Source organism: Commensalibacter communis, from assembly GCF_947179105.1.
In the GTDB taxonomy this organism is placed as follows: Bacteria; Pseudomonadota; Alphaproteobacteria; order Acetobacterales; family Acetobacteraceae; genus Commensalibacter; species Commensalibacter communis.
In genome coordinates this window covers 58,695-81,730 of record NZ_CAMXCK010000005.1, presented here as the reverse complement: position 1 = coordinate 81,730, position 23,036 = coordinate 58,695, and the positions used below count along the sequence as shown (strand labels likewise).

The following is a 23,036-nucleotide window of genomic DNA, read 5'->3' as shown; positions in this document are numbered from 1 at the left end:
AAACAGGAAAATATGACAAAGATTTATCATCAGTTTTCCTGAACAAAGACAGGTTTGATGAAATAAGCTACAAACTAAATCTAAATATTATATATAAGATCAGGAAGAAATTATTCACAAAACCTGCCATTCGTATTTTTGTATATACATACAAAAAGCTGGACAATAACCTTTAAACTATTTGTCAAATGACACTTATATGTTTCCACTGGTATAAAATATTTTTTTAACGCATACATATTCGAAATGACTTGATCAGTTTATATTTATAAAATTATATAAAAAATGTAATATTCTAAATTAATCAACAGGATTCCTTAATGATTTTCAACAAAATTACGGCATCACTCCTTGCAGGCAGTATAATATTGGGTATTCCAACGTATATATTCGCAAGAGAAACACAATCTGTTTTGCAAAAAAAAACAAATGAATCCTATACATCTTATTTAAAAGAAAGCGATATAGTAAATAGTTTCGCTTTACTTCCACCACCTCCAAAGGAAAATAGTGCGGCTTTCCTCGCTGACCAAGAGACATATAAACAAGCATCTAGACTTGCGCATACTCCCAGATGGAGTGTTGCCAAATCCGATGCAGATCTTAGCGATAGCAATATTGGGAAACCGTTTTCAAAAGTCCTCGGTGTATCCATTTCCAAAGAAAATACACCGGCCACTTATCGTTTAATGCGTAATATTATGGTCGATAGCGGCTTTTTAGGAACCGAGAAAGCAAAAAAATACTATAAACGTATCAGACCCTATGTATATTATCGTACACAGACATGTTCACCACAAGATGATAATACACTAAAGCATAATGGATCTTATCCTTCTGGTCATACTGCCATAGGTTGGTCGACCGCCTTAGTATTTGCAGAAATGTTTCCTCAAAAACAAGATCAAATTTTGCAGAGAGGATATGATTTCGGGCAAAGCCGGGTTATTTGCGGTGTCCATTGGCAAAGTGATGTTGATGCAGGTCGTATCATTGGTGCAGCCATTGTTGCCAGGCTACATGCTAACCAAAAATTTATGCAAGATTTTCAAAAATCTAAAAACGAGCTGATCGGAAAAATGAAATAACAAGAATAGCCCCACTATCATTCTAATAATGGGGCTATTTTTTAAAAGAGTATATACTTAGCGATTAATGATCGCCATCAATAAGATTTTATTAAAATTTCTTTTGAAAAAAAATGTATTATAAACTCACATCTATAATAAAGACGCAATGAATACATTGTACAATAAATTTAACATAACTTTGACAAGAATGCAAGCCCTATTCAACCATCAAACTACATATTTTATCGACATAAGGCTTTGGAAAAATTTTGATGACCACGCGCTCTTTGACAAGTTTGGGTGATATCTTGTTTGATAATTTCCCAAGATTGATTGGTATTAAATTGTAAAATTAGTTCATATCGCTTTTTCTTGATGCTGTCGTCATCCAAACCATCAATTGTCAAAGCGATCTTTGCTTGTAAAGGGCATAATTGCGGACCTTTGCAATATATACGAGATTGCTGTAAGGTTACAATCTGTTTGCCCTCTGCATCCCCACTGGGTAATTTATCCTGTAAAAAAGCAACAGCAACTTCTAATGGTTTTTGTTCCGGTTTACCCGTATATAACGTTTTAGCAGATACAGGCAACGACATTAATAATCCAAGAACGTAAATCACTATAGTCTTTTTTATCATTTTGATATCTTCTTTTCGCTATAAAAAACTGCCAAAAGAGTACCATTTTTAATCTTTTATGATAAGATTTATTTCACAAACACATTTTCAAATGCTTCTTCTAGTAAAATAAAGGTCGAAAGCACTTGTCCCATTGTATAATGTAAATTCAATTTCATTGCTTGAGAGATGTCTTTTGTACTCATATTCCCCAGCACGATCATATTCAATATTTCTTTATGATAGCGCCCTATTTCATTCCATAGTTTAAAAAGTTTTTCATAGGCTTCATGTTGCGCAGCAGAGGGTTCCCAAGAACATCCCACTCCGTCCCTCATAAAATTCATTTTAGCGTATAAATCCCCTGTTCGACCCAAAGCCTTTTCACATAAAATTGCATATTTTTCCGCATAATCTCTTTGTTCTTTGGTAATAGATCCTCTGTTCAACATCTCATCATAAACCGATTTACGGCGTAAACGAGTGGTAACCCTTTTAGGATTATCTGAATCTACTTGTTTCTCGACTTGATATTCACCACGTAAATATGGAACGATCATCCCTTGTTTTTTTACAATTTTTGGAAACGTAATCTGTGGTTGCTTCTTGGTATAATTCGTCAATTTAATTTACTCCTTAATAATAAAACGCTTTAATTTTGTTGAATCATGTTTTGTAATATCTTTATATTACGAGTGATTTTTTGCCGATGATTTATCAAGACTCGCTCAACATCATGAGCAGATGGGAAAAAAGGTGTTAAAACTGCCAATTCTCTACAGGTATCTGTATTAAAAAATAGCAAAGGAACGGCCTTAAAAATTGAATATAATGATTTCACCTTAAGGTTAAAAATCTCGTTATTCAAAGGATTAGCAATCGCAAAATTAATAATTTTAAAGAAATCAACAAAAACTTCAAAATTAACCACGGTCTGTGACAACAGCTCTAACTCTGCCAAATATTGCTGAACATTCTCTTTTCCAAATAAAGAAGAAGTAGAACCAATTATAAACTTATTTTGCACATATTCTTCGGTTGTTGGAACAACAGAAATCCAATCTGGTAACGTCAATAGGTGATGCTCAACATATCCATCATTGATGTTTTCAGAAATTAAATACATAAAACATTCCTATTTTTACGCGTGTATTTTCAAATCATTAAAAATAACTAAGATTTTTTTTTTCATCAGATTGAACAGACGTCGTTTTTAGCCATTGATTAGCAATCCTACACCACCTACGCCATGCTGCTGACCAATCCATTTTGATTGCTTCTTTTCCGTGCTTAGCATGCCAAAAGTCTTTAAAATCCTCAACCATAGTGTCTGGGCAAAGATTTAAATCAAAAGCAAATTGACGACATTGTGTATCTGGATACCAATCTGAGGGTAAACGGGAACCCGAAGCATAATAAAAATTTTCATTTTTACTCTTGATATTTTCTTTTACCGTTTCCATATCAGTTAAGATGTCTATATTTTGTATTTCTTTTTTTATATTTTTATATAAGGAAGAAAAATTTATAACATTTTGTTCTCCTTGATTTTTTTTACGATAACCAGAACATTTTTTTTTATTTTCAAACTGGTTATCGTTTTTTTTATAATCAAGATCGAACTCATTACCACTATTATGTTGATTACGTTTTTTTTGTTCTCGCACAATACGACGACAATATAAGATACCTTCGTCAGTAACGGAACACACATCATTATCGATTAGTTTTTGTAATAAGCGTTCAGCTCTGTCCTTGCGAATACCAACCCGTTTGGCGATATCAGCCACATTCATTGGGCGACCATTAATAACCAAATATCCTATTTGATCGCTTTTATGCATAATCGCAATTAAGTTAATCCACAATCCTTGTGCTGCTAAATCACAACTTTGTAAATTAATATCATTCAACCATGCATCCCAATAAAATTTCCCCCAACTATACTTAAAACCCATTTTTTCCATGGTGTTTACCTTTAACCACAACTTTTGAAGAGTAATTATCAAATATCCAATATTTGCTTTTTAACGAAATAATTTACCCTTAATCTTTATTGTTGACTCATAGATCTCAAAGATTCTATTTAGTAATGAATAATTGTTCTTATGCTAATAAAAATATATTAAAAAAACTCTTCAATACTTGCCGCTGGAAATATAAAATCAACTTCTGAAAGAATTTTATATAAAAACAGAATTCTCGCACCATGAGAAAATTTAAAAAAAAACAATTTCACTTTCAACATCTTTAATTAAGAAAATAAATTTGAGTTAATTATTTTATATATCCTCTTGAATATTTAGAAATACATAATAAATTCTTCATAAACCGATACCTCCTCTATTTGATATAAATATCTTTAAATATGTATTATATTCCAATATAAAAACCATTTAAAATATTTATAGCGATAAAATTATTAATATAAGGTGAATAATTGTAATGTAAGTTACTTTTAAGGTTATTTAACCTTATTGTCAACATAAATTAAGGCTATAAATCCTGATAGCTTTTCAACATTCAGTAAATTAATGAACATGAAGAATAAAATCTTACTAGATCAAATTGAAAAATTACTACAAGAAAAAAAAATTAGCGCCAGAAAAGCTTCAATCAAAGCCGGTGTTGGAGAGGATTTTATCAGAAATTTAAAAAGATATAATAATATACCTAAAACTGATAAATTGATAAAACTGGCTCAGGCACTAGATGTAAACGTAAACTTTTTCCTTAATCCGGTGAAAAAACACGACTCATCATCAAATATCGAGGCAAATTCACCGATTCCAATTACAACTATCTATATTCGTGGCGAAGTCCAAGCCGGACAATGGAACACAGCAACGGAATGGCCAGAAAGCGATTGGATCCCTTTGACTGTACCTGTTGATCGCCGCTACAAGCATTTTAACAGCTTTGCCCTGACCGTTAAAGGGGATTCCATGAACTTATTATATCCCGAAGGGACCATTGTTATAGCGATTAACTTTTCTGATATTGGACGAAATCCAGAAGATGGGGACTGCGTCATCACCATTAGAAGAGATTCTTTGACTGATTGTTATGAAGCAACACTAAAAATTATACAAATCAAAGAAGATGGCAGCGTTCTTTTATGGCCAAAAAGCGATAATCCGAACTTTGTCAAACCGATTATTTTGCCGAAATTAACTAAAGAGTATCAAGGGAATGGTATGGATGGCGACATAGCTTCGACCCCAGATATTACAATTCAAAGCCTCGTGATTGGCAGTTATAATATGGTTGGAAAAATGAATATAAAATAATATCTACACACCGTTATAATGAAATATAAATTAGTATATCGAAATTATAATTAATCCGAACATATTTTAATATCAATAAGGTTGTAATATAATAATGAATGTGTTATAAATCGTAACATTCTTAATCAATCAGCAATTAAGAGTTTAAAACAATTTACAAATATTTGGAGGTAAATAAGTGAGCTTCGGATCACAGAAGTTCAAAACTCAGTTTGCATCTTAATCGTGCTGAATAGATAATATCTTATTTATAACGATTGCTTAAATTATTGATGAAGATTTCACTGGATTATCAGACAGACATCTAACAGTAACTCTATTTTAATATTGTGAATATCATCACGATTATTAATATGGTTCGCTGTGTATCTTGGGCGTTTGTTTCTGAAGACAAAATTATCGATACTCTGCACGCCAGTTTTTATTTAAAAATTATAGTAATCAAACGGTATGCAAAAGACTAAAATATTACAGATTTGCTTTCAGTAACTAGGATTTTTTTAAACTTCATATATTTTTGATATTACCCCACTACATAAAGCGAATGAATGAGCTCACTTTTTAGAAATGAAGTATTAGAAGCTAAACGCGATACTTGGCTTGGTAAAGTTCAAGATATCCAACCTATTCCTATTAAAATTATATCAGTGATATCCCTGATATTTACAATATTAGTGGTTTTATATATTTATTACGGTGGATATACCCGTCGAACCCATGCCGTTGGTAGTATGATGCCTACTTCTGGATTGGTTACCGTTGGGTCGAGGGCAACTGGGGTTATCGTCGAAAAAAATGTCAAAGAAGGCGACTTTGTAACAAAAGGGCAAAAACTTTTTGCAATCAGCCTTGAAAATAATAATGTTAATGGGCCAGCTCAGGCACAAATCAATCAAGTGCTTAAAAAACAAAAACAAATATTGATCGATCAATATAATTTGCGCAAAGATAATGCCCCTATTGAAAAAAATAATATTACCAGTACGCTAACCAATTTATATCGGCAACATCAAAAAGTTACCGATCAAATTAATCAAGATAATGTTATTATTCCAAAAATCCAGGCTTCGCTAAATATGATTGAAAAAGCCAAAAAAATGGCTTTGGCAACGAATTTAGAATATCAAAATCAATTATATACTTACGCTCAAATTCTAGGGTCTCATTCTCAGTTTTTGCAAAGTCAAACCTCTATAGAAGGGCAAATTTTAGAAAATACCTCTAAACTTCGTTTATTTGATAGCACATTAAAACATGATTTATATGATATTCAACAAAAAATAACTCAAACTGAAGAAAAAATTATTCAAGGTGAAAAAGACCAAACTATTATCATCACCGCACCAATAAGCGGCAATATCACCGCATTACGTGGCTACATTGGTCAACAAGTTACGCAGAACTCTGCTTTACTTAGCATTGTTCCAGAAGGACAGCAGTTAGAGGCAGAACTTTACGTCCCCAGTTCTGCAGTAGGTTTGTTAAAAAAGAACGATACCGTTGTTTTAAGTTATTCCGCATTTCCTTATCAAAAATTTGGTTTATATAAAGGGATAGTATCAGAAATTACCTATACGCCCGTCACTTCTGAAACGATGGGCAAAGAAGATAGCGAACGGCTTAAAAACGAATTTGCGAATAAAAATGCTGAAGGTGACCACAATCTCTATCGTGTTAGGGTAAAGCCAAGCGATCAATTTATCGTGGGATATCACAACCAGAAACATTTTTTACAACCAGGGATGCGTGTAGAGGCTGATATCGCGATTGATTATCGCCGGTTATATCAATGGATGCTAGACCCATTCATCAAAGTCAAAAATACCGTTCAAACCAGATTGATTAAACCAACACCATGATAGATGTTCTGAACAAACTCAATTTCAGTTTCCGACATACAACCCCTGTTATTCTTCAAGTAGAAGCAGCAGAATGTGGTTTGGCCTGCCTTGCAATGATTATGGGGCATTATAAAAATTATATTGATTTGACGACGTTTCGTCGTCGTGAATCCATTTCGATCAAGGGAATTACGTTACAAAATATTATTGATGTCGCACATCGCAACCGTATGGTAACCCGTCCGTTACGCCTAGATATGGATGAACTGAATAAATTAAAACTACCTTGCATTTTACATTGGAGTCTGAATCATTTCGTTGTATTAACTGAAGTCAAAAGCAATGGTATTATCATTAATGATCCTGCCCATGGGCAACGTAAAATCTTATGGGAAGAGGTCAATAAAGAATTCACAGGGGTTGCATTAGAAGTTTCACCCAATGAAAAATTCGAGCGTAAAGATGAGCGTAATAATTTAAAATTAAGAGATTTATTCAGAAAAACCGATGGTTTAAAAAAAACATTAAGCTATTTATTCTTTGCCTCATTAGGTCTTGAACTAATCGCCATTATTATGCCAATGGCCTCCCAAGTTATTATTGATGAGGTCATTGTGACCTTAGATAAAAATTTACTGACTACAATTGCCATTGGGGTGGGATTATTAATTTTATTACAAATGATTATCGCCACCGCAAGAACATGGATGATGATGTTATTTAGCACACGATTAAATGTGCAATGGAATGCTGGACTTTTTGACCATTTGACCCGTCTGCCGCTTGATTATTTTTTAAAACGTCATGTTGGTGATATTTTGTCGCGTTTTGGATCATTGGGCACCATTCAAACCACCATTACCACCGATATGGTTCAAGCGGTAATGGATGGTATTATGGCAGTAGGCATGTTAATCATGCTGTTTATATACGGCAAATGGTTGGCGATTGTAACTGTTGTTGCGGTGACACTGGATGCAATTGTTCGTTTTATTGCATATCGCCCTTATAAACAAGCCTCTGAAGAGGGCATTATCTACAGTGCTAAAAAAGATTCTCACTTTATTGAAACCGTGCGTGGGATGGCCAGCATTAAATTATTGGGATTGCGTGAGCGCCGTCGCGCACGTTGGCTCAATTTATTAGTAGACAGCATCAATGTTGGCTTAAAAACACAACGTTATGATCTGATTTTCGGACGTATTAATGATGCAATTTTTGCCTCTGACCGCCTGATTATGATGGTTGTTGGGGCATATTTTGTAATGGATAACCAAATGTCTGTTGGGATGTTGGTGGCGTTCTTATCTTATAAAGATCAATTTACAGGACGTATTGGCAGTCTAATTGGTGCTGTGTTTAAACTTCGTATGTTATCAGTTCAAAGCGACCGCATCTCTGATATTGCCCTTACCCCTACAGAAAAGAATACAACTGATTACAATCTGCCCCAAAACACAACCAGTTTGCCAGATCAAAAACAATCTGAACAACTAGAATGCCATAATTTAGGTTTTAGATATTCACCAGCCGAGCCTTGGGTTTTTCAAAACTTGAATATACAGATCCCTCAGGGGCAAAGTATTGCGATTGTAGGCACGTCGGGATGTGGAAAATCAACTTTATTAAAACTTATGATGGGGCTTACGTTCCCAGAAGAAGGGCAGATTTTATACAAAGGGCAAGATATTACTAAACAATCCTTAGATAATTATCGTCAAAATATTGCAGGTGTTTTACAAGATGATGGATTATTTTCCGGATCTATTGCAGATAATATTTGTGCCTTTGATGATAATCCAAATCCTGACCGTATCATGGAATGTGCGAAAAAAGCAGCCATTTACGACGATATCATGGCAATGCCCATGAAGTTCGAGACATTTGTTGGGGATATGGGCAGCTCATTATCGGGCGGACAAAAGCAACGGGTTATTATTGCACGGGCTTTATACCGTCAACCTGAAATTTTATTCCTTGACGAAGCAACCAGCCATCTTGATGAATATACAGAAAGCCATATTGCTGAGACCTTGAAAAATATGCAAGTCACGCGTGTAATCGTAGCACACCGACCTGCAACGGTGGCATTATGTGATTACATTATTATTCTGGATCCTATCACCATTCAAAAAGGCGAGATCCAAGTTGTTAAGAGAGAAGATTTGTACCCTGACGAAGAATAAATAAAAAGCCTATTCCTTTTCGAGAAATAGGCCTTTTATTTAACTATCATATTAGTAAAAATTATTTACCTGTGGCTGATTTTAAATGTTTATTACATTCGCTGTAATATCCACCACCTTTTTGAATCCATTTAAGACCACCATTTTTATTTGATGTTTTATTCAAATGATATTGCTTTTTACAGGTATTCATACGAGCAGTTCCCTCTTTTTCACTGGCGAATTGAGGATCAACTTTATCTGGGAAAACAACATCCCCGCTAACTACTGGTGCTTTTTCTGCTGCTTCTTTTTTAGTGGAATCTTTTTTAGCTGGTTCATTTGTTGCAGCCGCTGGCTTATCAGCTTTTGGCGCATTTGCTGCTACTGGTTTATCCGTTGGTGCAGCAGCTTTTTGATCGCAATGTGCGGCTTTGAATTCTTTGAAATTCTTTTCTTTTAATGTATTGCTCTTTTTAGCTTCACTAAATTGCTCGTAACATGCTTTTCCTTCTGCTGCATGTGCAGAATAAGAAAAACCAGCCATCGTACCAACAGTTAACGCAGCAACGGCAGCATATGATCCCAATACAGAAATTGGAGAAAGGAAATTTTTCATGGATTACCCTTTTGATGTAAAGAAAATTGCCCGATGAATAATGCTGTAATATTGATGAAAAGCATTATTCATTCGTTGATTAGAATTATGAGTTAATCTGCTCGTTATGTAAAGCCATATCCAATCCTTCGCGCTCTTCGTCTTGAGTAACACGTAAACCAACCAGCTTATCAATCACTTTTAATAAAACCCAAGAGACCACACCGCTCCAAATGATCGTCACAATAACGGCTTCAATTTGCGCAATTACCAATCCAACGGACGCTGAAATTCCTGCTGGATCAGATTCTGTGGCTGATAAAGGGCCGAATGCAAATACACCCGTTAAAATAGCACCAATAATACCACCAATACCATGCACACCAAACGCATCCAACGAATCATCATACCCTAATTTATGCTTCAAGTAAGAACAGCTCCAAAAACATGCTATACCACCAATAAAGCCCATTAATAATGCAGGCCCAGGTAAGACAAACCCTGCGGCTGGCGTAATCACCACAAGCCCCGCAATGGCACCAGAAACAATCCCCAAAACGGTTGGTTTCTTGCGCTTGATCCATTCAATACACATCCAACCAATACCACCTGATGCAGCTGCAATTTGAGTGACCAACATCGCCATCCCTGCACGTCCATTTGCACCTAACGCTGAACCCGCATTAAAGCCAAACCAACCAACCCATAACAAAGAGGCACCAATAACCGCATAGCCCACATTATGAGGGGATAAGTCACGTTTACCAAACCCTATTCTTTTGCCAACCATGAGGGCACAAACCAAACCAGCCACCCCAGCATTAATATGCACCACAGTACCACCAGCAAAATCAATTGCTCCTAACGCAGCCAACCATCCTGTTGAAGTCCAAACCCAATGCGCGATCGGCACGTAGGATAATAATCCCCATGCAAGACAAAATAAACATAGTGCACTGAATTTCATTCGTTCCGCAACGGAACCAACCAAAATTGCCACAGAAATAATAATAAATGTCATTTGGAAAACAACATAAACACTTTGTGGAATAGTCATCATCACAGGTGCCGCGGTATCTGACCCCAGTACAAATCCTTTATCAATACCAAAATGATAATGGTCTAGAATCCCACCCAACATAAATTGAGAGAGATTCCCAATAAAAGGTGTTCCTGTGGTGAAAACAAGACTATATCCAATCACAACCCACAATATACTCATCATACAACAAATAGAAAAAGACTGCATCATCGTTGCCAGAACGTTTTTCTTTCTGACCATCCCCGCATAAAACAACGCCAAACCAGGAATAGTCATCAATAAAACCAACGCTGAGCTGATTAACATCCATGCTGTATCCCCTGTATCCAACGTTGGTGAAACAATCGTGGCACCATAAGCATGCATGGGCATTAAGCATAGCAACCCAATCAACAAATAATTTCTTAGCCGCAAAATATTCAGAATTCTGCCCCTCATCGAATAAAATCCCCCTCTGAAATAATATGTATGAAAAATATAAAATCCCCAAACAACCCAAAATGATAATTATACTTCAATAAATAAATTGTTATTGATATATATGTTAATTCTAAACACGAAACTGTGATTGTGGGTAATATTTTTTTACCGAACCAATATAAAAATTAAATCTGTTTCTTAAAAATGACATATTATATAAACTGAAATATAGTAATAATATCTATTTACGCTTTATCTTAAAGATTTTTAAAAATAAATATTCCGAGGCTTTATTAATGAGTGATTCTTTATCGCGTTACCCATATCCTATTATTCCAGAACAAAACGCTATGAATAATCCACGCAATACGCTTGCTAGTGGTCCAGACAGTCATGAAATCAATCTGGATGCATTATGGATGAAAATAGTTGATGAGAGCCGTGCTTGTTGTGACCCTTTGTTGGCCAGTTTTTTTAATGCGTGCATTCATCGCCATCCTAATTTCTCGGCAGCGTTAGCGGATATTATCGGACGCAAATTGGGCGACACCTCTATTTCACCATCAGCCTTGACGCATCTAATTCAAGAAACCTATCAACTCAGCCCTCCTTTGGTCTCCGTTGCAGCGGCGGATTTAATTGCAGTCATGATGCGTGATGCAGCTTGTACAAACTTGGTGACGCCTTTTTTATTTTTTAAGGGATTTCATTCAATCCAAGCCCACCGCATTGCCCATTGGTTATGGAGACAAGAGCGTCCTTTCCTTGCGTTACATATGCAAAGCCGTATTTCCGAAGTCTTTGCGGTAGATATTCACCCCGCTGCAAGATTGGGTCAACGGGTTATGATTGACCATGCCACAGGTGTCGTCATTGGGGAAACGGCTGTCATCGAAGATGATGTTTCTATTTTACAAGCCGTAACCTTGGGTGGAACAGGAAAAGTCGAGCAAGATCGCCATCCAAAAGTTCGTCGTGGCGTCTTAATTGGTGCTGGTGCCAAAGTTCTGGGCAATGTAGAAATTGGCGAAGGGGCAAAGATTGGCGCTGGCTCTATTGTACTGCAAAATGTTTTGCCTTACACCACAGTCGTTGGCAATCCCGCCCGTCCAGTTGGGATCAAACACAAAGATATGCCTGGCATTTCAATGGATCTATCCCTGCCCCCGATTGATTATGTGATTTAACATCAATATAGTACAAAAGGGTTCAGTATATGAATGATATATCTGCGAATAGTTTGTCCGCTGATAGCCCCATTACAGACCTAGCTGCTGATTGTTTAGGATACAGCCCTTTTGCAAAAAATATTGCGACGATTTTAGATAATGCCACCACCAGAGAGGATTGCTTATCCTTGGCATTCATGGGGAATGGGGTTCTGGGAAAACCTCGGCGATTAATTTAGTGGTAGAACATTTAAAATGGCTACAAAGATATCGCTCTAAATATACAAAATTCAAAATATTAAATGATTTATTTTTATATAAAACATTCGAACCAGATAGACCTTCACAGATCAAAGAAACTAAACCACTTACAACGATCATCCATTTTTCACCTTGGTTATTTTCTAATCAAGAAAATTTAACAACTGCATTTTTTCATGAGCTTGAAAAGCAACTTGATAACAGCTGGGGCAATATTAAAGCGTTTTTGAAAACCATTGCTGCATTAACGTTACCTTCACTTGAGGCGCTTTCTTATCTAAATCCCGCGACCTCCAAAATGGTAGGCAATACCACACAACTCCTTATAAAAAATCTTCAAAAAAGACCTTCTTTGGAACAAACGAAGCGAGCATTGAATAAAGCTCTAAAAGCACAAAAACGTCCTCTGTTAATCATTATCGATGATATAGACCGCCTGCCTGCTGATGAAATGCGTCAAGTCCTCAGACTGGTAAAATCCGTAGCAGATTTGCCTTATGTGACTTATCTTTTAGGGTTTGACCGAAAAATTGTTGAAAGAGCACTTGAAAAAGATACCGATCACGAAGGGCCTCAATGGATTGAAAAAATAGTGCAAGGTTCTTTTAATCTTCCCCATATTATCCCATTTAAAGTGCAACAATTTTTTGGAATAAACTTAGAACTGAAATATGGGATCTTTATCAACAGTTACAATTACAAGAAAATTGCGTTTCTTATTTTGAACAACTTCTATACCCACAACTAAAAAATCCTCGGCAAGTTAACCGTCTTATTAATGCTCTAGTTGTTGGGTGGCTCTCTGTTAAAAACACTGTTAACCCACCTCTTTTCATTATTACCGAATCATGGCGTTTATTGAATCATAATCTTTATGATTTTATCAAAAACCATAGAGATTTTTGTATTAAGATGAGCTTTCTTCGACTTATACCCGAAGATATTCGAAGGGATCTCACAATAGAAGAAAAACAAATTGAAGAAGAAATAAAAAAATATGAAGAGAAAATCAATATCTTTTTTGCATTATTTCCTCCAACTCTAGATTTGAAAGAGATTGAACAATCTTTCTATAACTGTTTTATATATGGCTCTTATCAAACGGTACTATCTCCTTCTGAGCTTGCAGAAATAGAAAATAATTTGGATAATACCGAATATGCACTCTCAATCATTCAACAATCAGATATAAAATGTCCTGATACTAATCTTTCAACACCCAAATATTTAATCTTTTATTGGCAAAAACATTTATCGACCTATCCTCAAGATACTATTAAACAAATTATTTATTTCCTAATATCTATCACCATCTATCTAAGAGAAACAATACCAACAACCATTGAATATAATGTAAATGTAGAAATAAGAGCTATTTTAATTAACAGTTTTGAATTACTTGATAGTAACTCACATCAAGAACAGCTGGAAAAATTATATAGAAACTACCCTTTTAACCCTATATTAACAAAATTGTTTATAATTAGAGTTATAATCACAAATACAATGATACCTCATCACGCATTGAACAACGCACTTGAGAAACATCAGGATATAATCAAAGAAATCTATACAATCAAATTCAAAGAATTAGCCGAAACCCAAAATTTTTCCAACTGGTCTTCCAATATGTATATACTCTTTTTTAACCTTTTAGACCCTAAATGGATACAAATTTTTTTCACGAACATCACGACTGTGCAATTCTTGCAATGAACGCTATTGATCGTAATTCATACGATATTTATACACATCAAAATAATCTATTAAACAATAATCCAGAAGCACAACAACTTTTCGAAAAAAAGCTATTACCTCTAATCGAAATTGCAAAAATCATCAGCAAACTTGACAATGATAACAACAAAAAAATAGCTCAAAATTTTCTAAAAAGATTTAACAAAAACAATTAATTACAATTAGCCCCTTTTCTTCAAGAGGCTTATATATACCCTTACTTCACCCCATTAATCGGCAAGAATTTAAACATTGGTGCCTCTTTAAACGATGCGGTGACATTGCCAGAGAAAATATTGGTTTGGTCTTTGCCAAGGTCTAGTTTTTTAACTTTGCCTGTTTTTTCGGAGAAATCGATTTGATTTAGATCAACCCAGAATATATTTGGCGTTAATGCTGATTCAAAATAATAGCGTTTATTTTGCTGATCCGCCAGCGTGCGCCATCTGGTTGAGGAAATATTGGGTTCGTTTTCTGTATTAATCCCAAACGGCACAGACGCATTGCGGATCACACTAAACACGCTTGCCACCGCAGTCCGATCATCAAGTTTCTTGGGAATAGCATTAATATAAAAAGAAGCTCTGGCAAAACGATCCGCAGCACGGTTGGTTCCAGGCAGCATCACCGTTCCCCCGATGGATTTCCAATAGGCATCCAGCGCTAATTGCTGGTCAAATGCAGGTGAGTTCGTCAGCACTTGATATTTGCGATTATGGTGAATGATTTGTTTGCCATCAATATATTCGATAATCGCACTATCGCCCGTTGGATCAGAAATAGACATGTGTAAACTGGCCATTCTTTTCTCGCCTGGGACATTATCCGTTATCACAGTAAACGGTTCTTTTTCCAAAGCAGCAACCGCTTCATCAACGGTGGCAAAATTATCCAATACATATTGCCCCCATACGGAAATTGATAAAGTTGGCTTATCTTTGATAGGTGTGGGATAGACGGACTCTACCAACCACAGCATATTTACATCCAGACCTTTTTCATTCATCCCGTCTGTGGTCGCGATATCATATCCTGTTGCAATCACGCTGCCATATTTAGACTTCCAATGGATTGTTTTGTCGCCCGTAGCACCGTCTCTATCCATTCCTTGAGGGAGTATCCATAAATTCGTTCCAACGTCCCGCTTCCAATCCATAGATCGTGCAGTGATAATTTGATTATTATCGCCCAAATAAACAGCCCTGGTGCAAGCCAAACTGGTCGAAGAAAACAAACAAGCCCCTGCAATAACAGCATTCAGTAATTGACGCATGATCTACCCCTTTGATTCCCAATATGGTTTTATTATAACATAATCGCCGAATAAAAAATTACAATTTATTCTGTGATGAATTGTTCCAGCTCATCCAATCTTTTAGAAACAAAATCAATATCAAGCCTGTTGACCCATGCGCTGAGGTGATCTGGTTGGTTATGATCCACACCTGTATCGAATTTATCTGCCCAATATCTTAATTGACCCTGTAAAGACATCGTCAGGAAACAAGGATTATCATGATGGCTGGGGATCAATTCATAAATAACCGTGCCTGGTTTACAAAAAGCAATATTGGATAATCCAGCCCCCAATAATGCCACAACGATTTTAGCCTGTTGGAAGATCATAATCTGTTCATCAATGCTATATTTTTCTGGATCAAGGATAAAATATCCCCTTGCTTTTAGTAACTCAATCAATTCGCCTTCATTACTTAAATGGCGATGTTCTTTGTTGGCACGGCTGATATAAATCTTATCGTGACATAATTCTGGGATAACAGGAATTTTTACATTCTCGACCATCATTTTATACGCTTGAACCGACAATTTAGAGTCAATAAAATCTGCCTCGCCCGTCGCCAACTCATAATAAATCAAAGATGGAAAGAAATATTGTTGATCCTTTTTTACTTTGAGACATCGAGATAATTCTATACCCAGCAACTCCAAGGTACGCTGTTGCCAAGAGGTCAACTCCATCGGAATAAGATATTTACCCTGTATACCTGATTGTTTCGCCGCGTAGAACGCAGGGATCGCATGGGCTAACCAATGAAAATAATTATCTTCCCAATGGTCAAAGCAGCAAAAAACAGATTCTTGATCTTCATGAATAATCAAACGATCAGAGTGAACAGACAAAGAGCGTAATAACTCACCATTGATAAAGTGACTGCTATTAACGATAGTTCTGTTATCTTTGAAAAAAACTTTGTAATAAACGTCTAAAACAATTTCTTGTAAGCAATAACAATAAATCGGCTTGGCAGCACTTTTCCAGTTCGAAAACGGGTAATAATGTTGGTTCGATAAACGCTCAACGCCCGACCATTTTAACTGACCGTCACATAATTCACAAAATTCAACTTCAACTTGTTCTTGTGCAACATCGGCAAGGTATAACTCCTTTGGTTCTGATTCTAAAATTACTTCCTTGGAATCCTTCTGCGCTATAAACTGTTTTTTTATTGCAGAAAAAAGCGATTTTAACCCCATAGAATTATACCTTGATAATGAGAACAGAGACTAGAAGAAATGGCGCGTGATCTCATATAGAGCAATCGCACCAGCCACAGACACATTTAAACTGTCAATATCGCCCGTCATTCGTAAACTGGCTATTTCATCGCAATTTTTCTTGGTCAACTGCCTGATCCCTGCGCCCTCTGCCCCCAAGACCAAGACAATACGGCGTTTCACAAAATCAGCACCATTCAACAGATTACCATGTGCATCCAATCCTACGACCCATAATCCGGATTCTTTTAGTTTCACCAATTCACGGGAAAGATTAACCGCACGCATAATGGGAATAGTATCCAACCCACCAGAAGCTGCCTTGGCCATAACCCCACTTTCATCAGGGGAATGACGATCTTGTAAAATCACCCCAGCTGCTCCAAAAGCCACCGCAGAACGTAAAATTGCCCCAATATTCCGAGGATCAGTAACTTGATCCAGCATTAAAATAGGCCCTTCACGCTCTAACATATCCTCTATACTAGCGCTGCCTAACGGCATTACATGTAGCGCAATCCCTTGGTGCACAGCCTCTTTGCCACAGATTTGATCCAACACGGGACGTTCAACAATTTCATGTCCTGTTTTAAGCGGCATTTCCAATTTTGAAGTCACGGTTTCATACGCATCAGACGTTGCCACTAAACGCATTTTTTGACGTTTACGATTTAATAACGCAGCTTGTACTGCATGTTGCCCATACAACCAAAAACCACCCTTTATATTATAATTCGTACTGTTATTTGTATTGGGACGAGGTCTTCTATTCATGGATTATCAATCTTTAAAATTATTAAAAACCAAACTTTATAAAAAAAAACAAAATTTCTCCAGCGAAAAGTTATTTATCTTGTTGACAATTGATTAACAAACCTGTTATTAACCTCTTAACTTATTTACGGAGGGGTGCCCGAGTGGCTAAAGGGGGCGGACTGTAAATCCGCTGACGTACGTCTACGTTGGTTCGAATCCAACCCCCTCCACCATCCATGTTATGTAACATGTTGATTTCAGTATCTTTTAATAAATTGTCATTTACTTTTAATAATAAGATTAACTTCTATACCATAACGTATAATTTTATCCATTCTCGTGAGTAAATATACACATCTTAACCAATCCTTTTCGTTTAATTGCTTCTATGCATCAATATTATTCACAAAACTAATTCTATTTTCTTTCTAGATTCTTATTCTTGATTCTTTACAAAAGACGAATTCGATACAAGGCTTTATTTCCTTAAATTCTGTTAACGATAATCGTAAGATTTACGATCATATTTCATCCCATTTATTCTCTTAAATAATATAATTTTATATTATACACAGAGTTACTAACAGTTTTATCCACAAAAAATAAAAACAAAATTTTAAAATAACCATATTTATAGCTGTTATATTGTTTCCTTATCCCATAGTTCGATGTCATTCAATGACGATTACGTTTGGTCTTGTGGCGACATATGCAGCTTGATTAAACGGCCCCACAAGTTCAATTTAAACTCTTAAAAAACCATCCAAAAAATTGATTGAATTCCATCGATTGAAAACCATATATAGCTCATTGTTATTATTCGAGGTTTATATGGTTGAAACAACTGCTCTGTCTGTTCATAATATTGCAGACAAAACAATTAAGACCTTTATCACCCATATCGAAATTATCGTTCGGGCTGGTTTTCCTTCCCCTGCTGGTGATTATATTGAAAATAAACTAGACCTGACCGACCATTTAATCAGTCATCCAGCTGCAACTTATTATATTCGAGTATCTGGTGATTCAATGATGGATTATGGTATATTTGACCATGATTTGCTGATCGTTGATCGATCATTAGAGCCTCATCAAGGTGATATTGTTATTGTTGCTTTGGATGGGGAATTAACGTGCAAATTATTAGCCTTTAAAAATAACACCCCTTATCTTAAATCAGGTAATCCAGACTATCCCCCGATAGAGATGAAGGATAAAGAAATTTATATTTGGGGTGTCGTCATTCATAATATACATTCTTTTCGAAAACGTCATCTATGATTGGTCTGATTGATTGCAATAATTTTTATGCATCTTGTGAACGGGTGTTTAACCCTAAACTAGAAGGAAAACCAATCGGTATTTTATCGAATAATGATGGTTGCGTTATTGCTCGGTCTAATGAGTTAAAACCGTTAGTACCGATGGCAATGCCAGCCTTTAAAATTCCGCCTCATATCAAAAAACAAATTACTTTACTCAGCTCCAATTATGAACTTTATGGGGATATGAGCCAAAGAGTATTTTCTATTGTTCAAGATTACATTATTGATACCGAACTTTATTCTATTGATGAAGCATTCTTACACCTACAACACCAACGTAATCCGGTTGAATATTGTCGCAATCTAAGAAAAATAATACGTCAAAGCACAGGCATCCCAGTTTGTGTGGGTATCGCCCCCACACGAACCTTAGCCAAAATTGCCAACAATATTGCGAAAAAGAAAGTGGGCTCTCAAGGCGTTTATTATTTAGATCCAAATGCGTCTGATTTTATAGAACAATTACAACAACTCCCAATTTCCGAGATTTGGGGCATTGGTCGTCAATTATCCGCTAAATTAAGCAATATGGGCATTCGAACCGCATGGCAACTAAGGAATTTTGATGCTCATTTTATTGGTAAACAATTCTCAGTTGTTTTAGAGCGCACTATTTTAGAGTTACGTGGCACTGCTTGTATTGAATTAGAAGACATACATACACCGAAAAAGAACATCATGACTTCTCGCAGTTTTGGAAAAGCGACAAATAATATTGATGACCTACACGATGTCATTCGCCTGCATGCCAGCAGAGGGGCTGAAAAGTTGCGCACTCAACAATCCTTAGCACAAGCAATCTTAGTTTTTTTGAGAACCAACCGTTTTGGTGAACAACAATCGCAATATCACCCATCGATCGTTATTCCATTGCTCTATCCAACCAACGATACACGCCATATCATTACAGCCGCTCAAGAAGGGGTTTGCCGTATATTCAAAGAGGATTACTCCTATCAAAAAGCAGGTGTAATGATGCTGGATATCGTCGATCAAAACAAAAGACAGTTAGATTTCTTTAGTCAAACCGAGGATACAGAAACAAAAACGCGCAGCAATCAACTAATGTCAACTCTTGATACAATTAATAAAAAAATGGGCAGAAATACCATCAGCTTTGGTGGCATCAACACCAATGCCCAATGGAATCTTAAACGTGATCTATTAAGCCAACGATATACAACCCGTTGGGATGAGCTACCTGTGGTTAAGATGATATAAATATGAATAGATTTCAAAATAAAAATATATCACACTTCAAACTATGCATCACATCAGAACCCTGACATTTTGTTCTTAAAAAAACTTATAACATGTTCGTAGCAACCTATACTCAAGATAATACCTGACGATAATTATGTTTTAATGCAAATTTAAATTTTGCTATATATCATGATAAGTAAAAAATACCTTTTGTAATGCACCTACTACTGATCCTTTACTAAGTATGTTTTAAATCATTGCTTCTCTCTGTGTATCTTTCTGCTAACAAAATCCTGTGAATTGGTTAATTGTATGATACATCCTAATGAAACGAGTATATTCAAAAGCTGATTTCATAGCCTCTTGTTTCAAAAGAGAAATATAAACTTCACTTGTCGCTTCGATTGTATTTAATTTTTCCTTATGATTTCAAACGTAAAAGAACCACCTTAACGGGTGGTTCTTAAGATTCACTAATTTACTAAAACCAATTACTAAAAATCAGATAAGGCAACTCGTTTCCATTTATTAGCAGCAACACAAACATAATGATAATTAGCATCATCTTTGAAATCACCCGCACTACAAGCTTCAGATGATGAAGACGGTGTTGAAAGTTGACCATGAAATTGCGCAGCAGATATTTGTTGTGTCACAGTTAAGCTTTTACCATAATATCCATTCACACCACGGATATTAGCACCATCAGCCACTTCACTGCCAACCAAGAGATCACCACGTGTATCTGGTTTTCCTGACGCTTGATCGTCGTCAGTATAGTTACTTGAATCTAGAGTCAAATAAACCCCCTTAGAGTCATCATTATTTTTAAATAATATTTTTTTGCTAGCTGATATTGATAAACCCTGTTTCATCGTTGGATAAATATCAAAAAATGAATCTCTTATCCCAAACCTAACCAAAGGTTGGGCATTCTCGATTGAGGAAGCAGTGTGTATATTGTAAAAATCAAAACCACCATAAGCATTCGTTGAGTCAATATTCGTAAATTCAGTATGGGCATTACCTGGATAATACGTATTCCACGTTTGCATTGCCCCCTGCCCACTAACGCTTTTTTGGGCTGGGTCATAGCTAGCCGAGGCAGTAAAAATTCCATTATGAAAAAATGCGTCTTCTTTTGCATTTATCTCTTTGGCAAAACTAACTGAGCCATCTCCTTCTTGACATAACCCTTGATTGGAATCATATCCAAGCAAGCACACACCACCATAATGAGCTCCGTTATAATTAAAAGCAATTGAACCCATACGTGATCCATTATTTAATCCTGTTTTACGGTCACGTTGGCTATCAACATCCATTACCAAACGTACACCATAATCACGCCAATTGCTCGTACCAAGAATCTCTCTATTTACGATCGTACTCATATGCATAACGTTACCCTCAGGTAAACTGCTTGCAAAAGAGCTCATGATATGATTTGAACCGACTACAACAGAGTCCTTACTATTCCCTTGTGCATCATAAGATTGTGGCGCCCCATTCCCCCCTATGAATGTACTATAGCCTGCGAATTCTAACGCATCCCCACCCATTAGTGCAACATAAGCTTTTGGCAATCCGTCCGGACCATTAACAAGATAAGCAAAACTGTCCTCCGCCAATGCATTTGGATCACAATTTGGACGACACTCAAAAGAGGTGACCCAACCATGAAATAGTAAACTATTTGGTTTTGTCCAATCATGTGCACGAAAATCAAACTCTTCTCTACGAAAAGAGTTCGCTACTGCAGTTGCTTGATCTCCAAGAACTTTTGTACCATCTGCATCTAAATATTCGTTCTCAGCCATTACCCCACTAGGCACACCTACAAATATCATTGGCACTTTATATTCAGAAAGCTGATCATCTAAATAATTAGTATCAGGAATTTGACCACTTGACTTGTCATTCTTTTCTGGAACTGCCCAATCATAAACATAAATATGGTTTGCATCCCAAGATTTTATAAATCCCCAATATCGTTTAGGTTTTATGAAATCACTTTTACTTACTATAGTAGGATCAATTACATTTGTTGCCACATACATCCCAACATGTAATTGTGACATTTCCGCATTTGTCATCGGAGAAGATAAATTCACCACACCTGAACCAAAGGAGGCTGCTTGTGCAACAACCCTAGCTGACGAATTTTCATCAAAGTGATAAAAGCCAACAACGGTCATATCATTTTTAGCTATAGCGGCTGCACCCCCACGATAATCGTTTCCAGAGATTGCTGCTTTCCCACTTCCGGCACCAACACCTCCAGCAGCAGAGAAAATACATAAAGTACAACCCGCATTATAATTTCCATAAGGCCTTCCAAAAATAGACAGCCCCGTAGGTACAAGTTGTTCATTGGTATCATAATCACCACCAAACTGCACCGTTTCTTTACCTAGTGTAAATTCTGATGTTGCATCAGGAACCATTTTAATCAATGGTCGATTAATAACAGACCCATCCACAGCTTTATATTGCGTAGCAATTTTTATTTGTGATGTTTGAACGCTATTATTATCTACATCTGCATTTACTTGCCCACTCGCATTTAATCCTGCCACCCCATTAGGTGTATTAATTTGAGATGTTTTTACATAGTCCTCTGCTTGCGCAAAGGGTATAAAAGTTGTACAAGACAGTAATAATCCTATACCAATACTTGAAAAAAAATTAAGTCTCATGATTTTATCCTAATAATACATAAAATTATAAATAAAAAAAAATTATTTAATCTAATTAATAACTTTACTATTGTATCATTATTTAATTACAAAAACGAATTTAATTTTTCTTGCCATACTTTAATCAATGTACGGATTGCAAGAAATGATAAAAGAGGCTGGAATACCCTACTCGGTGATTATAGTGTTACCAATGTTTCAGACATAGCAATAATATTGAGAAAATGATTAATAATGATTTTATCGGAGCATTCTCGCAACAGGAATAAGACCATTAAAAAGCATTTTTATATAAATTTGATAAAGTGCTTTTCTTCTTTCGT

The 23,036-nt window shown here is 36.0% G+C and carries 21 protein-coding genes and 1 tRNA gene; 12 read left to right on the top strand and 10 right to left on the bottom strand.

Annotated elements, in window-relative coordinates; genetic code table 11:
• The first annotated feature begins 320 nt into the window (after positions 1-320).
• Entirely contained in the window at positions 321-1,088 is a 768-nt protein-coding gene (locus tag PQG52_RS09040; protein ID WP_271829114.1) for an acid phosphatase, read from the top strand.
• A 224-nt stretch (positions 1,089-1,312) separates the two neighbouring features.
• Here PQG52_RS09040 and PQG52_RS09035 read toward each other — a convergent pair whose 3' ends face one another.
• The 4 genes from PQG52_RS09035 to PQG52_RS09020 all read right to left on the bottom strand — a co-directional run bounded on the left by PQG52_RS09035 (position 1,313) and on the right by PQG52_RS09020 (position 3,657).
• Positions 1,313-1,711 (bottom strand): hypothetical protein, encoded by a 399-nt coding sequence (locus PQG52_RS09035; protein ID WP_271829112.1) that lies wholly within the window; start codon positions 1,709-1,711, stop codon positions 1,313-1,315.
• Positions 1,712-1,779: 68 nt separating this feature from the next.
• A complete protein-coding gene (locus tag PQG52_RS09030; protein WP_271790578.1) occupies positions 1,780-2,313 on the bottom strand; it encodes a hypothetical protein in 534 nt (177 codons plus the stop codon).
• Between the two features lie 29 nt (positions 2,314-2,342).
• Complete coding sequence (locus PQG52_RS09025; protein ID WP_271829110.1) at positions 2,343-2,816, bottom strand: hypothetical protein; 474 nt, start codon at positions 2,814-2,816, stop codon at positions 2,343-2,345.
• Positions 2,817-2,853: 37 nt separating this feature from the next.
• Entirely contained in the window at positions 2,854-3,657 is an 804-nt protein-coding gene (locus PQG52_RS09020) for a hypothetical protein (protein WP_271829109.1), read from the bottom strand.
• A 567-nt stretch (positions 3,658-4,224) separates the two neighbouring features.
• Between PQG52_RS09020 and PQG52_RS09015 the strand changes: the two genes are divergently transcribed.
• From PQG52_RS09015 to PQG52_RS09005, 3 genes are all read left to right on the top strand, one after another.
• Positions 4,225-4,980, top strand: coding sequence for a LexA family protein (locus PQG52_RS09015; protein ID WP_271829108.1), 756 nt, complete (start codon positions 4,225-4,227; stop codon positions 4,978-4,980).
• A gap of 548 nt (positions 4,981-5,528) precedes the next feature.
• On the top strand, positions 5,529-6,839 hold the full coding sequence (locus PQG52_RS09010) for an HlyD family secretion protein (RefSeq protein ID WP_271829107.1): 1,311 nt from the start codon (positions 5,529-5,531) through the stop codon (positions 6,837-6,839).
• Complete coding sequence (locus PQG52_RS09005; RefSeq protein ID WP_271829106.1) at positions 6,836-9,007, top strand: peptidase domain-containing ABC transporter; 2,172 nt, start codon at positions 6,836-6,838, stop codon at positions 9,005-9,007. The genes PQG52_RS09010 and PQG52_RS09005 overlap by 4 nt, the downstream gene beginning before the upstream one ends.
• Before the next feature lie 61 nt (positions 9,008-9,068).
• Here the strand turns inward: PQG52_RS09005 and PQG52_RS09000 are convergent, their stop codons facing one another.
• Positions 9,069-9,605: a hypothetical protein gene (locus PQG52_RS09000; protein ID WP_271829105.1), complete on the bottom strand. Its 537-nt coding sequence runs from the start codon at positions 9,603-9,605 to the stop codon at positions 9,069-9,071.
• A gap of 85 nt (positions 9,606-9,690) precedes the next feature.
• Positions 9,691-10,998, bottom strand: coding sequence for an ammonium transporter (locus tag PQG52_RS08995; RefSeq protein ID WP_271790596.1), 1,308 nt, complete (start codon positions 10,996-10,998; stop codon positions 9,691-9,693).
• A 398-nt stretch (positions 10,999-11,396) separates the two neighbouring features.
• On the opposite strand from PQG52_RS08995, the gene cysE reads away from it, so the two are divergent.
• From cysE to PQG52_RS08970, 5 genes are all read left to right on the top strand, one after another.
• Complete coding sequence (gene cysE / locus PQG52_RS08990; protein WP_271790597.1) at positions 11,397-12,233, top strand: serine O-acetyltransferase; 837 nt, start codon at positions 11,397-11,399, stop codon at positions 12,231-12,233.
• A 29-nt stretch (positions 12,234-12,262) separates the two neighbouring features.
• Positions 12,263-12,454: a hypothetical protein gene (locus PQG52_RS08985; protein WP_271829104.1), complete on the top strand. Its 192-nt coding sequence runs from the start codon at positions 12,263-12,265 to the stop codon at positions 12,452-12,454.
• Positions 12,454-13,224: a KAP family P-loop NTPase fold protein gene (locus tag PQG52_RS08980; protein WP_271829103.1), complete on the top strand. Its 771-nt coding sequence runs from the start codon at positions 12,454-12,456 to the stop codon at positions 13,222-13,224. Before PQG52_RS08985 ends, PQG52_RS08980 begins: the two co-directional genes overlap by 1 nt.
• 164 nt (positions 13,225-13,388) lie before the next feature.
• Positions 13,389-14,192, top strand: a complete 804-nt coding sequence (locus PQG52_RS08975; protein WP_271829102.1) for a hypothetical protein — start codon at positions 13,389-13,391, stop codon at positions 14,190-14,192.
• Complete coding sequence (locus PQG52_RS08970; RefSeq protein WP_271829101.1) at positions 14,189-14,389, top strand: hypothetical protein; 201 nt, start codon at positions 14,189-14,191, stop codon at positions 14,387-14,389. Before PQG52_RS08975 ends, PQG52_RS08970 begins: the two co-directional genes overlap by 4 nt.
• Before the next feature lie 41 nt (positions 14,390-14,430).
• Here the strand turns inward: PQG52_RS08970 and PQG52_RS08965 are convergent, their stop codons facing one another.
• The 3 genes from PQG52_RS08965 to rlmB form a co-directional block, all read right to left on the bottom strand.
• Positions 14,431-15,486 (bottom strand): linear amide C-N hydrolase, encoded by a 1,056-nt coding sequence (locus PQG52_RS08965; protein ID WP_271829100.1) that lies wholly within the window; start codon positions 15,484-15,486, stop codon positions 14,431-14,433.
• A gap of 65 nt (positions 15,487-15,551) precedes the next feature.
• Positions 15,552-16,709: a glycosyltransferase family 61 protein gene (locus PQG52_RS08960; protein WP_271829099.1), complete on the bottom strand. Its 1,158-nt coding sequence runs from the start codon at positions 16,707-16,709 to the stop codon at positions 15,552-15,554.
• Between the two features lie 30 nt (positions 16,710-16,739).
• Complete coding sequence (rlmB, locus tag PQG52_RS08955; RefSeq protein ID WP_271829098.1) at positions 16,740-17,504, bottom strand: 23S rRNA (guanosine(2251)-2'-O)-methyltransferase RlmB; 765 nt, start codon at positions 17,502-17,504, stop codon at positions 16,740-16,742.
• A gap of 129 nt (positions 17,505-17,633) precedes the next feature.
• On the opposite strand from rlmB, the gene PQG52_RS08950 reads away from it, so the two are divergent.
• The 3 genes from PQG52_RS08950 to PQG52_RS08940 all read left to right on the top strand — a co-directional run bounded on the left by PQG52_RS08950 (position 17,634) and on the right by PQG52_RS08940 (position 20,032).
• Positions 17,634-17,719, top strand: a tRNA-Tyr gene (locus PQG52_RS08950).
• A gap of 598 nt (positions 17,720-18,317) precedes the next feature.
• Entirely contained in the window at positions 18,318-18,767 is a 450-nt protein-coding gene (locus tag PQG52_RS08945) for a LexA family protein (protein ID WP_271829097.1), read from the top strand.
• Positions 18,764-20,032, top strand: a complete 1,269-nt coding sequence (locus PQG52_RS08940; RefSeq protein ID WP_271829095.1) for a Y-family DNA polymerase — start codon at positions 18,764-18,766, stop codon at positions 20,030-20,032. Before PQG52_RS08945 ends, PQG52_RS08940 begins: the two co-directional genes overlap by 4 nt.
• A gap of 476 nt (positions 20,033-20,508) precedes the next feature.
• Here the strand turns inward: PQG52_RS08940 and PQG52_RS08935 are convergent, their stop codons facing one another.
• Positions 20,509-22,713 carry a hypothetical protein gene (locus tag PQG52_RS08935; RefSeq protein ID WP_271829094.1) on the bottom strand — a complete coding sequence of 735 codons (2,205 nt, stop codon included), beginning with the start codon at positions 22,711-22,713 and terminating at the stop codon, positions 20,509-20,511.
• Positions 22,714-23,036 lie beyond the last annotated feature (323 nt).

What these genes read in the sequence shown, in the direction of transcription:
- PQG52_RS08945 (WP_271829097.1), top strand. Translation starts at nt 18,318, where the DNA reads ATGGTTGAAACAACTGCTCTGTCTGTTCATAATATTGCAGACAAAACA.
- PQG52_RS09015 (WP_271829108.1), top strand. Translation starts at nt 4,225, where the DNA reads ATGAACATGAAGAATAAAATCTTACTAGATCAAATTGAAAAATTACTA.
- PQG52_RS08975 (WP_271829102.1), top strand. Translation starts at nt 13,389, where the DNA reads ATGAGCTTTCTTCGACTTATACCCGAAGATATTCGAAGGGATCTCACA.
- PQG52_RS08995 (WP_271790596.1), bottom strand. Translation starts at nt 10,998, where the DNA reads ATGCCCATGCATGCTTATGGTGCCACGATTGTTTCACCAACGTTGGAT.
- PQG52_RS08940 (WP_271829095.1), top strand. Translation starts at nt 18,764, where the DNA reads ATGATTGGTCTGATTGATTGCAATAATTTTTATGCATCTTGTGAACGG.
- PQG52_RS08960 (WP_271829099.1), bottom strand. Translation starts at nt 16,709, where the DNA reads ATGGGGTTAAAATCGCTTTTTTCTGCAATAAAAAAACAGTTTATAGCG.
- rlmB (WP_271829098.1), bottom strand. Translation starts at nt 17,504, where the DNA reads ATGAATAGAAGACCTCGTCCCAATACAAATAACAGTACGAATTATAAT.
- PQG52_RS09025 (WP_271829110.1), bottom strand. Translation starts at nt 2,816, where the DNA reads ATGTATTTAATTTCTGAAAACATCAATGATGGATATGTTGAGCATCAC.
- cysE (WP_271790597.1), top strand. Translation starts at nt 11,397, where the DNA reads ATGAATAATCCACGCAATACGCTTGCTAGTGGTCCAGACAGTCATGAA.
- PQG52_RS09010 (WP_271829107.1), top strand. Translation starts at nt 5,529, where the DNA reads ATGAGCTCACTTTTTAGAAATGAAGTATTAGAAGCTAAACGCGATACT.
- PQG52_RS08935 (WP_271829094.1), bottom strand. Translation starts at nt 22,713, where the DNA reads ATGAGACTTAATTTTTTTTCAAGTATTGGTATAGGATTATTACTGTCT.
- PQG52_RS08970 (WP_271829101.1), top strand. Translation starts at nt 14,189, where the DNA reads ATGAACGCTATTGATCGTAATTCATACGATATTTATACACATCAAAAT.
- PQG52_RS09020 (WP_271829109.1), bottom strand. Translation starts at nt 3,657, where the DNA reads ATGGAAAAAATGGGTTTTAAGTATAGTTGGGGGAAATTTTATTGGGAT.
- PQG52_RS09040 (WP_271829114.1), top strand. Translation starts at nt 321, where the DNA reads ATGATTTTCAACAAAATTACGGCATCACTCCTTGCAGGCAGTATAATA.
- PQG52_RS09005 (WP_271829106.1), top strand. Translation starts at nt 6,836, where the DNA reads ATGATAGATGTTCTGAACAAACTCAATTTCAGTTTCCGACATACAACC.
- PQG52_RS08985 (WP_271829104.1), top strand. Translation starts at nt 12,263, where the DNA reads ATGAATGATATATCTGCGAATAGTTTGTCCGCTGATAGCCCCATTACA.
- PQG52_RS09000 (WP_271829105.1), bottom strand. Translation starts at nt 9,605, where the DNA reads ATGAAAAATTTCCTTTCTCCAATTTCTGTATTGGGATCATATGCTGCC.
- PQG52_RS09035 (WP_271829112.1), bottom strand. Translation starts at nt 1,711, where the DNA reads ATGATAAAAAAGACTATAGTGATTTACGTTCTTGGATTATTAATGTCG.
- PQG52_RS08965 (WP_271829100.1), bottom strand. Translation starts at nt 15,486, where the DNA reads ATGCGTCAATTACTGAATGCTGTTATTGCAGGGGCTTGTTTGTTTTCT.